Source organism: Rhizobium sp. SSA_523 (assembly GCF_030435705.1).
GTDB lineage: Bacteria > Pseudomonadota > Alphaproteobacteria > Rhizobiales > Rhizobiaceae > Neorhizobium.
On the sequence record NZ_CP129381.1, the window covers coordinates 1466675 to 1480209 of the forward strand.

Below are 13535 nucleotides of genomic sequence, written 5' to 3' on the forward strand. Positions count from 1 at the left end.
CAGTTCATGAGGCTGGCCATTCTATGAGGTTGGCCAGTTCATGGGGTTGGCTGGGACTCGCAAGCATGCACCCGAGCCCGTCGCGAGGCTTAAGGTGACAGGATGCGCTAACCGGTCCGCCGGTCTCACCCTGACGGGCAAGATGTGCTCCTGCGGACCGGATCATTACGCAGCCTTCCGGCTTGGCGTCGTCCTGCGGCGTCAGCCGCCGATCGTGGCCTTGCGGGCGTCGATGATCGGCTTGTAGAAGTCGACATTGACTTCGGCAAAGCCCTTGAAGTCGCCACCTTCGATCGCCGAGAAGCAGGCCGGATCTTCCTTCGGCAGGTTCATCATGAAGGTCTTGAACTTTGTCTTGAGGTCCTCGTTGAGCGAGGTCCGCACGACAATCGGACCGTTCGGGATCAGCGGCGACTTCCAGAGTTCGACGAGGTCATCCATGTTGAGGATACCCTTGTCGACCATCTTGCGCAGATTGCCCGAGGTATAGCCGTCCTTGAACACGCCGACGCCCGATCCGAAAGTGGTGCCGGCGTCGAATGTGCCTTTCAGGACTTCGAGGACCAGGTTCTCATGTCCGCCGCCGAAGCCGGTGGAGCCGAAATAGCCCTTGACCGGCGCGCCGATGGCTTCGGGCAGGGTGACGGTGGGGATGAGGTAGCCGGAGGTCGAGTCGGGATCGGCAAAGCCGAGCTTCTTGCCCTTCATGTCGGCCAGCGACTTGATGCCGGAATCCTTGCGCGCCACCATGATCGAGTGATAGCCCATGGAGCCGTCCGTCTGCACCGTGGTCAGGATCGGCTCGACAGCCTTCGGATCGGCGAGATAGGCTTTGGCATAGCCGGAGGCGCCGAGCTCGGCATAATCCAGTGTGCCGCCCAGCAGGCCCTGGATCACGCCGTCATAATCGGCGGCCGGAAACATCGACACTTTTTCAAAGCCGAGTTCCTTCTTCAGGTGATCCTGAAGGCAGGCGAAGTTGCGCAGGCGGTCGGCTTCATTCTCCCCGCCCAGGATTCCGATGCGGAATTCCTTCGCGTCCTGTGCAGCGGCAATACCGGCGAGCGAAACAAGCGCAACGGCGGCAAGAAGGGTCTTCTTCAGCATGAGTTTCTCCTGTCAGAGCAATGGAGTGGCATTAATTCAACCCTTGACGCCGGGCTGGCGATCAGTGCGGCTCACGCCTCGGCTGTATTGAGGGGACGCGATTTCGCAGATAGTGGAAGCACCGCTTGGGGTACGTTGGACATGGTAATGCTGGTGGAAGTCATCGTCTCGTCTATGCCGGCACCGTCACGGTCGGAACCATAGATCTCCTGCACCGCGCCGGGCGTCAGCGCACCGGGCGGGCCATCGAAAACCACACGCCCCTGCGCCATGCCGATGATCCGCTCGCAGTAGTTGCGAGCCGTATCCAGAGTATGGAGGTTGGTGATGACCGTGATCCCCTCCTGTTCGTTGATATTGCGCAGCGCATCCATCACGATCTTCGCGTTCAGCGGGTCCAAGGAGGCGATAGGCTCATCGGCCAGCACCATTTTGGGTGACTGCATCAAGGCCCGTGCAATCGCCACGCGCTGCTGCTGTCCACCGGAGAGCGTACCGGCCGCCTGCAGCGCGGTTTGCTCTATGCCGAGCCGCTCCAGCGCGGCGATCGCCATCAGGCGCTCCTCGCGGCTGAAGATGTTGAGGATGCTGAGCAGGGTGGACCGATGGTTCAGCCGGCCCAGAAGCACATTGGTCAAGACGTCGAGCCGCGGCACGAGGTTGAATTGCTGGAAGATCATGGCGCAGTCGCGCTGCCAGTCGCGCAGGGCCTGGCCTCGCAGGGAGGAGATCTCCTGCGTGCCGAAGTGAATACTGCCTGCACTGCAATCGACCAGGCGGTTCAGCATGCGAAGGAGGGTGGATTTGCCGGCGCCGGAGCGGCCGATAATGCCGACCATCTGCCCGGCGGGAATGTCCAGCGTCACGCAGTCCACCGCAGCATTCGTGCCGAACCTGCGGGTCAGACTGTTCAGTTTCAGGTGCATTGCCATTCCTTCGTCATGATCATCGACGCCGGAGCAATGCCTAGAGGCCTAGTGTAAAGCCTGCATGTCGCTTTTATGTAGAAAATATAAAATCGTTAAATATCTGAAAACACGTTATTTTCGCATATTCATGACGTTTGCGTGGCAGGCGACGACGAGGCTTCCCGCCGGTGCAGGCGGGCAAGGGCGCATGCCGATCCCTTAAAAACTGCGTCCTCGGACTTCGCGTCCCGCAGTCTAGACCCCTTAATGCGGCTCCGCCGGCACGCGGACGAGATCTTCGGCAAAGCGCGCGGCTGCAGCCAGTTCGTCGAGTTTCAGCCCTGTTGGATAGCCCAGTCTCTCCACAAGCCCGGCAACCAGTTCGCTATCCACATTGCCTTTCGCGCCCGGCGCATAGGGGCATCCGCCGAGACCGGCAACAGCGCTGTCGAAAATGCGCAGGCCTTTTTCCAGGCTGACTTCGATACTTTGCGGCGCGCATCCATTGGTATCGTGATAGTGGCCTGCCAGCCGTGCAGCCGGGGCGATATCGAGAACCGCATCCAGCATGGCGGCAATGGTGTCCGGCCGGCCCTGGCCCACGGTGTCGCCGAGACTGACTTCATGGCAGCCCAGCGCGAAGAGCGCTTGTGTGACCCTTGCAACGGCACCGGGAGAGATCGCACCTTCATAAGGACATTCGACAATGCAGGATACATAGCCGCGCACGGGAAGGCCGGCGAGATTTGCCGCCTGCGCCAGCGGCCGGAAGCGCCCCAGGCTTTCGGCAATGCTGCAATTGATGTTCTTCTGACTGAAGCTTTCTGATGCGGAGGCGAAGATCGCCACCTCGTCGGCGCGGGCCCTGACGGCAGCGTCGAAACCTTTGAGATTGGGCGTCAGCACCGAATAGGTAACGCCCGGATTGCGCTTGATGCGGGAAAGAACGTCCGCTGCATCCGCCATTTGCGGCACCCAGCGCGGCGACACGAAGCTGGTGGCCTCGATCCGGCGAAAGCCGCATGCGCTCAGCCGGTCGATCAGGGCGATCTTGGCCTCGGTCGGCACGAACCGCGCTTCGTTCTGCAGTCCGTCGCGCGGGCCAACTTCGACGATCGTCACGCTTTGCTTCTGCATCCGGTTCACCGCATCAGGCTCGGAAGCCAGGTCACCAGATCGGGAAAGGCAACGCAGATCAGCAGCCCGGTCACCTGCAGGAAGAAGAAGGGCAGGATGCCGCGATAGACCGTGGCCATGCTGATATTCTTCGGGAGGGTCCCTTTGATGTAGAACAGCGTATAGCCGAAAGGCGGGCTGATATAGCCCATCTGGATCGTCAGGGCGAAGAGCACGCCGAACCAGATGTGGTCGAAGCCGTAGAACTGGATGACCGGCAGGAAGACCGGCACGGTCAGCAGGATGATGCCGATCTCATCCAGCACGGTGCCGAGGAAGATCAGGATCAGCATCATCAAAGCAAGGACGACGTAGCGGTTGGCGTCCAGTCCTTCGAGAAGCTGGAAGAGCGTGTCGGCACCGCCAAGCCCCGTGAAAATAGCGACATAGGCCTTGGCACCAAGCGTGATCCACAGGATCATGCCGGTGGTCTTCAGGGTGCCGATCGCGCAATCCTGCACCATGTCGAGATTGAGATTGCCGCGCAGGAAGGCCGCGAGCGCGGCGCCGAGCACGCCGACGGCGGCCGCTTCGGTCGGGGTCGCAACGCCGAAGAAGATGGAGCCGAGGACCATGACGATGATCATGGTGGGCAGGATCAGCGTCTTCAAGGCGCTGAACTTCTGGCTCCAGCTGGCTTTCGGTGTATCCCGGCGATCCGGCACCATATGCGGCCGGAAGATCCCGATCAGCACGATATAGCCGATGTAGAGCAGGCCGAGAATAATCCCGGGCACGATCCCGGCGATCAGCATCTTGCCGATCGAGACCTGCGCCGTCACGGAATAGACGATGGTCAGCACCGAAGGCGGGATCAGAATGCCGAGCGTGCCCGCCGCGCAGATGGTGCCGGAGGCCAGACGGGCATCATAGCCGCGTTTCAGCATTTCCGGCAGAGCCAGGATGCCCATGGCGGTCACGGCGGCACCAACAACGCCCGTCATGGCGGCCATGACCAGGCAGATGACCACGGTGCCGATGGCCAGGCCGCCGCGCACGCGCCCGAACCACAATTCCATCGCAGTATAGAGGTCGCGGATGACATCGGACCTCTGCAGGAGCAGTGCCATGAAGATATAGAGCGGGATGCCGAGAAGAGCTTCCGAATGCATGGTGTCGAACATCTGCAGAACCAGCACCACGAGCGCGCTGGAATCCCAGAAGAGGACGGTGAACAGGACGGAAAGTCCGCCGAGTACGAAAGCGACGGGAAGGCCGAACAGAAGAAACAGCGTTAGCCCGCCGAACATGGCGATGAGAATTTCGGTCGGTGACATCAGTGGGCAGCCTCGCTATCGGCCTCGTGGTGCGCAAGCGCAAAGGGATCTAGGAGAATACGAAGCCATTCGACGGCGGCCTGCAGGCCAAGCAGAACGAGAGCGAGCGGGATGAAGAGCTTTACCGGCCAGATCGGCGGGTTCCACGAGGAATAGGAGGTCTCCCCATATTCCCAGGCCTGCCACGCAAAAGGCACGGCGTAGAACAGGAGGATCACGCAGAAGGCGATGATGATCGGATAGTTGATGATTTCGAGCATCCGGCGCGTGCCGGGGCCGACCGAATTCTGGATGAGGTCGAGGCTGACATGGCCGCGCTCGTGCAGGATATAGGGTCCGGCCAGGAGGAAATAGGGGCCGAAGATCAGTGTCGCCAGTTCCATGGCCCAGGATGAGGGAGAATTGAACAGATAGCGCGAAACGACCGCAAACAGCATGACCGGCACGATGATGAACATCATCAGGCTGGCACCTCGAAAAATGAAGCGGTTGATCGCAGTGATCGTGTTGTAAAGGAGCTCGATGGATCTGGGCATGGGCGCTCGACAAGAAGTTCGCTGTCGCGGGAAGGGCAAGCCGGCTCTGGCTCGTGATTGGCGGGTCAGAAGGACGGTGCGTGACGGATCCCGGTCTGGCCTTTGCGCCTGTTCGGGATCGTCACCGTTGTCGCCGTCCTTGCATCCCGTCCTGGCATGGGTGGCGCGGCCAATCCAGGCCCTGGAGCGGTCCAGGGCCCGGTTTTTTCGGCCAGGCCAAGGCTTCTTTATTCAAGAAGGCCAAGTTCCTTCATCTGCGCCATCTGGCTGTCCAGGATCTTGTTGGCGAGCGGATCGCTCTTGGCAGCCCTGCGCCATGCTTCCGCAGCCTTGGGCCGGTTGGCCTTCACATCATCCTCGGCGAGTTCAATAATGGTGACGCCCTGCGCCTTGAAGGCCTCCAGAGCGCTGGCATCCGTTTTCGTCTTGTTCACCTGATAGGCGTCCGAGACTTCCCTGGCGGCATCGGCCAGCGCCTGCTGGAATTCCTTTGGCAGACCGTCGAAGGCAGCCTTGTTCGCGACATAGGACGTGGCCGTCGTCGGCTGGTGAATACCCGGCAGGATGATGAACTTCGCCACTTCGCCAAGGCCTGCATCGAGATTGGCCTGCAGATCGCCGCGATCCGCAATGTCGATCAGCCCCTTGTCGAGAGCGGAATACACTTCCGCTGTTGGAAGCGGCGCGACTGCGACGCCGAAATGCCCCATGACGGTGGATCCGAGGCCAGTGAAGCGGCCCTTCTTGTCCTTGAAGTCGGCAACAGTGCGGATCTCGACCTTGGAATGGATCGGCTCCTGGTCGTAAATCGACGGCGCAATATAGTGCAGGCCGGCTGGCGCATAGGATTCGCGCGCCATCTCTATGCCGCCCCGTTCGTAGAACCAGGCAGCGTAATCCTCGGATTTTCTGTAACCGAGAGGAATGGTGCTGGTGAAGGCATGGGCCGGAATCTTGCCGGCGGTGTAGCCGTCGAATGTCTTCATCAGCTGGAAGGCGCCGCCGCGTACGGCGTCGAAGGACTGCGCCGGCGGCACGATCTGACCTGCAGAGAAGAGTTTCAGTTCGAAATCACCGCCGGTCTTCTCGGCAACCGCCTTGACGAACATATCCTCATAAGTCTGAGGCGTCGTTCCGCCATCCCAGAGCGATTGCATGCGCCAGGACACTTTCTTGTTCTGCGACAGTGCCGGTGTCGCAAGCCCGGTGGTTGCCACGATGGCAGCGCCTCCGGCCGTCAGCTGCAGCAGCGAACGCCGCGAAATATCAAATCTTGTCATAGTAACCTCCCTTTTCATGGTTGTGGTGCCTGCAAAGCCGATCCGCAGACCGGTGCCGCAGGCCTGTCATCTCCGGCAGTCCGCCCTCCCGAGGCGATCTGCATTCCCGTGGCCCGATGCCGGCCGTCATTTGCGCGTGCTGCGTGCCCGGCAAACAATTGGCGACATCGTGAGCGACCACCGGCAGTTCATTGATGTCTCTCGATCTTCCTCATCGAGCCGCCGGCGCCTTGTCCTTGACCGGACTTTCGCTGTCAAATCCCCGCTTCTAGCTTCGCCGCATGGCGGCCAGAAGATCCCGGGCCCTTTCGGTCCGGACGTCATGCGTGGCGGCAAGCTCCCTGGCAACAGCATCAATCTCGGCGCCGACGGCACCGGCGACAATGGCGATATTGCGGGCGTGCAGGGCCATGTGGCCGCGCTGAATGCCCTCGGTTGCCAGTGCACGGATGGCCGCCATGTTCTGCGCCAGACCAAGAGCGACACAGAGCTGGGCGAGCTCCGCGGCGGACCGGATATTGAGGATCTTCAGAGCAAGCTTCGAAAGCGGATGCGTCTTGGTGGCGCCGCCGACGATGCCGACCGCCATCGGCAGTTCCAGCGTGCCGACCAGATGGCCCTGGCTGTTCTTCTCCCAGGTGGTGAGGGACGTGTAATGGCCCTTGCGAACCGCCCAGACATGGGCACCCGCCTCGATGGCGCGCCAATCATTGCCCGTCGCCACGATCAGGGGGTCGATGCCGTTCATAATGCCCTTATTGTGAGTCGCTGCCCGATAGGGATCGATGGCCGCGAACTGATAGGCCTGCACCATGCGATCGATCATCTCCGCTCCGGAGACTTCCTTGGTCGTCAGTGCTTCCGGCGTGATCTCCACGCGAGCGCGGGCAAGGCGAAGATCGGCGAGGTTGGAGAGAATGCGCAGGCGAACGGTCCCGCCAGTCAGTTCCTCGACCAGCGGGGCAACGCGTTCGGCCATGGTGTTGACCGTATTCGCGCCCATGGCATCCCGCACGTCGACGATCAGATGCATCACCGCCATGGCGCCCGATGGCGTATCCGGGAAGACGTGGACTTCGATATCGCGGCAACCGCCGCCCAGTTCGACGAGCACCTTGTCGCAGGCATTGGCGGCTGCGATGATGCGTTCGCGGGCCGAAAGGATTTTCAGCCGTGCGCCATAAGGATCGGACAGCCCGACGAGCTGAACTTGCGCGCGCATCAGCGGATCGGTCACCGAGGTCTCGAAGCCGCCGCATGAGCGGACGATCCGCGCCATGAAGGAAGCCGCAGCAACGATGGAGGGCTCTTCGACAGCCATCGGGATAATGTAATCGCGGCCGTTGATGGTGAAATTGGCGGCAACGCCCATCGGCAGTTCGAACGTGCCGATGACGTTCTCGATCATGCCGTCCGCCGTCTCGATCGGCAGGGCACCTGGCTTTGCCAGAAGCGCCGCTTCCTCCGCGCTCAGATTGGCGGCCTCCACCACCTTCTGCCACCGCTGCTGCGGCGTCAGGCTGCGGAAACCTTCAAGACGCGAGTTTTCAACGCCGGACTGCACTGTCACTTCATCCTCCCATGCAATGCTTGGCGATCTGGCCGATTGGAAAACGACCAGACGCCTTCCGTGCAGGCTCGCAATATTGTACCAGGGATGCAAGGTACAGTTCAGCGCATTGCGGAATAAGTGTACCTGTGAACTTCCGGGGACAGTGAGGCTGGCATGGCGGATGAGGACAGCAAGACAGAACAGATCGCATCCCGTATCGCTTTGTCCATCGACGAGGGTATCCTGCCGAAGGGGACCCGGCTGCGCTCTCTTCGCGCGGCGGCGGAGGCCTATTCCGTTTCCAAGAACACGGTGGTAGAGGCCTATGATCGGCTGGTGGCCCGCGGTTATGTGGAAGCACGGCACGGTGCCGGATATTACGTGACCGGCATCAGGCCGCGCACCGAAGATCCGATCACGGCGCGGATGGTGGAGGCGGTCGACATCGCCACATTGCTGCGCGAGCAGTTGGAACACAGTTTCACCGTCAGGCTGGGGGAGGGGCGGCCGCCGGCGGAATGGGTGGAGGGTTCGGTCCTCAAGAGCCATTTGCGCAATATCGCCAGCGGACAGCGGGGCCTCTTCGAACATGCCTATGGCAGCCCGATCGGTTTTGAACCGCTGCGGGAGACGCTGTCGCGCATGCTGTCGGAGCGATCGATCGGCGTCCGGCCCGAACATATCCTTCTGACACTGGGCGCCAACCACGCCTTCGATCTGATCATTCGGCAATATCTGCGGCCCGGCGACGTCGTTCTGGCGGACAGTCCGGGCTATTACCCGCTGTTTGCAAAGCTCAAGCTTGCAGGGGTGCGCATGCTCGGCGTCCATCGCAATGCAGACGGTCCGGATCCGGATGATCTGGCGCGCAAAGCGCAGGCGAGCGGCGCACGATTCTTCTTCACCCAGTCGCTGGCTCACAACCCGACCGGCGGATCGCTGACGCTCGGGCGGGCGCATGATATCCTGCGGATCGCCGAGCGCCTCGATTTCATGGTGGTGGAGGATGATGCGTTTGGCGATCTGATGTCGCGCAGTGCCGCGCGACTGGCCGCGCTCGATCAACTCCGCCGGGTCATCTATGTCGGCACCTTCGCCAAAATTCTCTCGGCCAGTCTGCGGGTGGGCTATGTTGCCGCCTCGCCGGAGACGATCGGCCATCTCGCGAATATGAAGATGCTCACCATCGTCAACTCATCCGGCTATGTGGAGCGAATTGTTCACACGGTGTTGAACGACGGTCATTACCGCCATCATCTGCGGCGGCTCGGCGCGCGGGTCAAGGATGCGCAGCTTGCCGCGGTCCGGATCCTGCGGAAGTTGGGGCTGAGGCCGCAGATCGAGGATACGGACGGCTATTATATGTGGGTGGAGCTGCCGCCGCATGTCGACGATCTGGAGATTACGCGCCGTGCTGCGCGTGAAAGCATTTTCTTTGCACCCGGTTGCGTTTTCGAAATCGATGGAAGCCGGACGGACAGACGCTACCTGAGGCTCAATGTCGCCTATGTCGGCGATCCGCGCTTCCATGATTTCGTGCGCAGGGAAATCGGCTCGAAATCGGCCTGAGGGGCAGGGCAGTGGCCCTGCCGCATCAGGACGGGCTTCTGCCCACCTGCCGCTCGCGCTCCCAGTACCAGGCGACATAGCGCAGCTTTTTATCGTGGCCTTTGGCATTCAAGGCCTGGCGCAGCCTGCGCACATCGTCCTTCTCGCAGGCGATCCAGACGAAACGATCCGGCGAAGAGCCGGAGATGGCCGCGAGCGCCGCCTCCATGAATGGCGTCTTCTCCGCGGGCCGGGCGCCTGCATGCGGCGCTGGCCTGCCACCCGCTGCGGTGCCGGCGTTGCGATGGATCCAGGCAATCGAAAATTCGCCCGCAGAGCGCACCTGCTGCTCCTCGTCCTTGTCGCTGATCTCGACGATCGCCTCCAGCCTCGTCGTCGGTGCGGCTTCCTCGATGATGCGCAGGATGGCTGGAAGCGCACTTTCATCCCCGATCAACAGCTGCGACGCGGCCTCGGGCCGGTCACCGCCGCCCGGGCCAAGCAGAGCCAGACGATCGCCCGGCTGCGCGTCGCGCGCGAAATCGGCACCGGGCGTTGCAACATCGTGTTCGGGATGCTGGAAGAAATCGAGCCAGATCTCGCCGCGTTCGGCGTCCAAGCCGCGAATGGTGTAGACGCGCACCAGGAGCTCGTCCTCGCCTTTCGGCCAGGCGATGCGGCCATCCTCCCGGGTGCCCGGCCAGACCGGTGCCCGCCCTTTCGGGGGAACGAGGATGCGCACATGCATGTCTGCGCCGACGAAGGGGCGGACATCGGGACAGGCAACCGTGACCCGGCGCATGCGCGGTGTCACGGTCTCGACCGCCGTGACCGTGACGTGATGAAGGTTCGGCAAGGGACCGAGCGGTGCCGGCGCAGACCAGGTCAGCGAAAGAGGCTCTTCGCCGCTGAAATAGAAGAGATGCTCCGCAAGCATGGTGCGCGCCAACTGCAGGCCATCCTGCGACTGGGATTGCAGCTCGATCAGCAACTGGTCCTCCTGCCGGCGAATGGCGGTCGTGCCGCTCTCGCTGGTCATCATCACCATGTCGCCGGTTCGAACCACATCGGCATGTTCGGTGAAATGCTCCGCAATCTGTTCCAGCATCCAGATGGCCTCGCGCGGAGTTGCGATGCCGGACAGGTGGAAGGGCGCAGCCTGGGTCATGATTGTTCTCGCACTGTGTCGGGGCCGGATGCTGCCGGCAAGGGTTGCTCTTTGAACGTCTCGGTCATCCGATGCCGGCCGATCGGCAGCATCATGGGTTTTCCGGATGTCGGGTCGGTGATGATGCGGCTTTCCAGCCCGAAGACCGTCCGCACCATTGCCTCGGTCAGCACCTCGTCCGGTCCGCCGGATTGGTGGATCTTGCCGTCCACCATCGCCACCAGATGATCGGCGTAACGCGCGGCAAGATTGAGGTCGTGGAGGACCATCACGATCGTGGTGGCGCGGTTGCGGTTGAGATCGACGAGAAGATCGAGCACCTCGATCTGATGGCTGATGTCGAGGAAAGTCGTCGGTTCGTCTAGGAGAACGATCTCCGTCTGCTGCGCCAGTGCCATGGCGATCCAGACGCGCTGACGCTGGCCGCCGGACAGTTCGTCGACCGGCCGATCGGCAAGGTCGACGATCTGCGTCATGGCCAGGGCCTCGGCCACAGCCGCCTCGTCCTCTCGGGTCCAGCGGGAGAACAGGCCTTGATGGGGATGCCTTCCGCGACTGACCAGATCTGCCACGGTGATGCCCTCCGGCGCCACGGGCGATTGAGGCAGGAGGCCGAGCCGGCGGGCCAGCTCCCTCGGATTGGTGCGGTGAATGGATTTGCCGTCCAACAGCACTTGCCCCGCCTGAGGGGTAATGAGGCGCGACAGGCTGCGTAGCAGGGTCGACTTGCCGCAGGCATTGGCCCCGACAATGACGGTGATCTGTCCGGCGGCGAGTTGCAGATCGAGGTCCTGCAGGATCAGGCGATCGCCATAGCCGGCACTGATCCTTTCGGCCTTGAGGTGAGGCGACATCACGTGAGCCCTCCACCGCGATGGGTGCGGATGATGAGATAGATGAGATAGGGAGCGCCGAGCGCGCCGGTCACCACGCCCACGGGATAGCGGGCCGGCAGCAGGAACTGGCCGGCATAATCGCCGCCGAGAACCAGAAGACCGCCGGTCAGGGCCGCCGGGATGATCAGCGAGCCGCTATTGGCGATCAGCCGGGAGGCGATCGGCCCCGACAGAAAGGCGACAAAGGCAATCGGTCCGGTGACGGCGGTAGCGAAAGCGATGAGACCGACAGCCGCGATCACGACGCCGGCGCGGGTCAGGCTGACATGGGTGCCGAGCGCCGATGCAGTCTCGTCGCCCAGCCGCAGGGCCTCCAGGTCCCGCCGCAGAAGGAGGAGCAGAGAGCCGAAGACAAGCAAGGCGAGGCCCAGCGGCAGGCACTGTTCGAGAGTTGCGCCGTTGACGCTTCCTGTCAGCCAGCGCATCGCCTCCTGCAGGTTCCAGGATGCGGCGGAGGAAAGCATATAGGCAATGAGGCTTTCCATCATTGCCGAGACGCCGATCCCGATCAGAATCAACCGGGCTCCGGTGACGCCGCTGCGAAAGGAAAGTCCATAGACGAGGAGCGCAATGGCCAGCGCTGCCCCCACGGCGACAATCGAGACGGCGGATCCGTTGATCGACAGGACGACGATCATGAAGACCGCTGCGGCACTGGCGGCGGAACTGATGCCGATAATATCGGGACTGGCGAGCGGATTGCGCAGCATGATCTGGAAGGCAACGCCGCCCATGCCGAAACTCACGCCCGCCAGCACGGAGAGGAGTGCGCGCGGCAGCCGCAACGCGCCGAGCGTGAAGGAAAGGCCGGGAAGCTCCTCCCCAAGGGCCCATTGCAGAAGCTCGATTGGCCGGACGACAGATTGTCCCACCATCAGCGTCAGCAGGAAGAGGCCAAGCAGCATTGCCAGGAGCAGCGCCGTGATGCGCCGATGATGCGCACTGCGTTTGCGTCGGCCCTCGGCCACCACGTGCAAGCCGCAAGAGGTGCCGGAGGAGAGGTCAGGGGACGTGCCTGGGGACGGGGCAGACAATAGGCCGGACGAAAGGCGGGTCATAATTCGCGCACCTTCTGCCGCCGGACGATCCAGATAAACACTGGAGCCCCGATCAGGGCGGTGATGATGCCCACATCGATTTCGCCGGGCCGTGCGAGAATTCGCCCGGCTATGTCCGCCACCAGCAGCAGGCATGCGCCGGCAAGTGCTGAAAATGGCAGGAGCCACCGATGGTCGATGCCGACCAGCAGGCGACAGGCGTGCGGAACGACGAGGCCCACGAAGCCGATCGGCCCGCAGACCGCCGTCGTTGCTCCGCAGAGGAGGACGGCGGCAAGGGCCGAGACGAAGCGCGCCATTGCCACGCGTTCACCAAGGCCCGCCGCCAGTTCATCCCCCAGCGCCAGCGAATTCAGTTTACGGGCCGCGAGCAGGCTGAAGATCAGTCCGAGTGCGATGAATGGCAGCACGGGCACGAGGCGCTCTATGGTTGCGCCGCCCACGCCGCCGATCTGCCAGGACCGGATGCCGCCGGCAATATCGTTGCGCGGCAGCACGATGGCGAGGACCAGGGACGAGAAGGCGATAGAGGTTGCGGCACCGGCAAGCGAGAGTTTGAGCGGGCTCATGCCCCCACGGCCGAGCGAACCGATGCAGAAGACGAAGACCGAGGTTGCCGCGGCGCCCAAGATCGCCGCCCAGATATAGGCCGCGGCAGAGGCGATGTTGAACCAGGCGACGGCGATGACCACGGCAAGTGCCGCACCGGTATTGACGCCGAGCAGGCCCGGATCGGCAAGCGGATTGCGCGTGACACCCTGCATGATGGCGCCTGCCGTGCCGAGAGCCGCCCCGGCGAGTATTGCCAGCAGGGTGCGCGGGATACGGACGGCGACAGCCGCCTCGCCGATCGTCTCGGAGGACCCTGCAAGCGCCGACAGGATTTCGCTCCATGCCACGCTGCGCGTGCCGATGCAGACGGACAGGACGGCCAGGGCCAGCATCACGAGCAGGACGGCCAGGAGAAGCGGCCAGCGGTGGTGGCGGGCAGCGCCCGAGACTGCAAGGGAAGGCGAAGCGAGCATGCGG

At 62.6% G+C, this 13535-nt stretch carries 12 protein-coding genes; 1 reads left to right on the forward strand and 11 read right to left on the reverse strand.

Translation table 11 applies throughout. The annotated features are described in order from the left end of the window. Nucleotides 1–201: 201 nt before the first annotated feature. The 7 genes from phnD to QTJ18_RS07945 form a co-directional block, all read right to left on the reverse strand. Complete coding sequence (gene phnD, locus QTJ18_RS07915; protein ID WP_252753995.1) at nt 202–1107, reverse strand: phosphonate ABC transporter substrate-binding protein; 906 nt, start codon at nt 1105–1107, stop codon at nt 202–204. A 71-nt stretch (nt 1108–1178) separates the two neighbouring features. After that, nucleotides 1179–2033 carry a phosphonate ABC transporter ATP-binding protein gene (gene phnC, locus QTJ18_RS07920; protein WP_252753994.1) on the reverse strand — a complete coding sequence of 285 codons (855 nt, stop codon included), beginning with the start codon at nt 2031–2033 and terminating at the stop codon, nt 1179–1181. A gap of 246 nt (nt 2034–2279) precedes the next feature. Next, complete coding sequence (locus QTJ18_RS07925; protein WP_252753993.1) at nt 2280–3152, reverse strand: hydroxymethylglutaryl-CoA lyase; 873 nt, start codon at nt 3150–3152, stop codon at nt 2280–2282. Between the two features lie 5 nt (nt 3153–3157). After that, on the reverse strand, nt 3158–4468 hold the full coding sequence (locus tag QTJ18_RS07930) for a TRAP transporter large permease (protein ID WP_252753992.1): 1311 nt from the start codon (nt 4466–4468) through the stop codon (nt 3158–3160). Then, on the reverse strand, nt 4468–5004 hold the full coding sequence (locus QTJ18_RS07935; RefSeq protein WP_252753991.1) for a TRAP transporter small permease subunit: 537 nt from the start codon (nt 5002–5004) through the stop codon (nt 4468–4470). The genes QTJ18_RS07930 and QTJ18_RS07935 overlap by 1 nt, the downstream gene beginning before the upstream one ends. A 227-nt stretch (nt 5005–5231) precedes the next feature. Further along, a complete protein-coding gene (gene dctP, locus QTJ18_RS07940) occupies nt 5232–6284 on the reverse strand; it encodes a TRAP transporter substrate-binding protein DctP (RefSeq protein ID WP_252753990.1) in 1053 nt (350 codons plus the stop codon). Between the two features lie 268 nt (nt 6285–6552). Beyond that, the gene (locus QTJ18_RS07945; protein WP_252753989.1) at nt 6553–7854 is read right to left on the reverse strand and encodes a hydroxymethylglutaryl-CoA reductase, degradative; all 1302 of its coding nucleotides are present in this window, start codon (nt 7852–7854) and stop codon (nt 6553–6555) included. 156 nt (nt 7855–8010) lie between these two features. On the opposite strand from QTJ18_RS07945, the gene QTJ18_RS07950 reads away from it, so the two are divergent. Further along, a complete protein-coding gene (locus tag QTJ18_RS07950; RefSeq protein WP_252753988.1) occupies nt 8011–9405 on the forward strand; it encodes an aminotransferase-like domain-containing protein in 1395 nt (464 codons plus the stop codon). 25 nt (nt 9406–9430) lie between these two features. Here QTJ18_RS07950 and QTJ18_RS07955 read toward each other — a convergent pair whose 3' ends face one another. From QTJ18_RS07955 to QTJ18_RS07970, 4 genes are read right to left on the reverse strand one after another with little or no spacing between them, the layout of a single operon-like run. Continuing rightward, nucleotides 9431–10552 (reverse strand): siderophore-interacting protein, encoded by a 1122-nt coding sequence (locus QTJ18_RS07955; RefSeq protein WP_252753987.1) that lies wholly within the window; start codon nt 10550–10552, stop codon nt 9431–9433. After that, nucleotides 10549–11406, reverse strand: a complete 858-nt coding sequence (locus tag QTJ18_RS07960; RefSeq protein WP_252754215.1) for an ABC transporter ATP-binding protein — start codon at nt 11404–11406, stop codon at nt 10549–10551. The genes QTJ18_RS07955 and QTJ18_RS07960 overlap by 4 nt, the downstream gene beginning before the upstream one ends. Continuing rightward, nucleotides 11406–12506 carry a FecCD family ABC transporter permease gene (locus QTJ18_RS07965; protein WP_252753986.1) on the reverse strand — a complete coding sequence of 367 codons (1101 nt, stop codon included), beginning with the start codon at nt 12504–12506 and terminating at the stop codon, nt 11406–11408. The genes QTJ18_RS07960 and QTJ18_RS07965 overlap by 1 nt, the downstream gene beginning before the upstream one ends. Further along, the gene (locus tag QTJ18_RS07970) at nt 12503–13531 is read right to left on the reverse strand and encodes a FecCD family ABC transporter permease (RefSeq protein ID WP_252754214.1); all 1029 of its coding nucleotides are present in this window, start codon (nt 13529–13531) and stop codon (nt 12503–12505) included. The genes QTJ18_RS07965 and QTJ18_RS07970 overlap by 4 nt, the downstream gene beginning before the upstream one ends. Nucleotides 13532–13535: the final 4 nt, after the last annotated feature.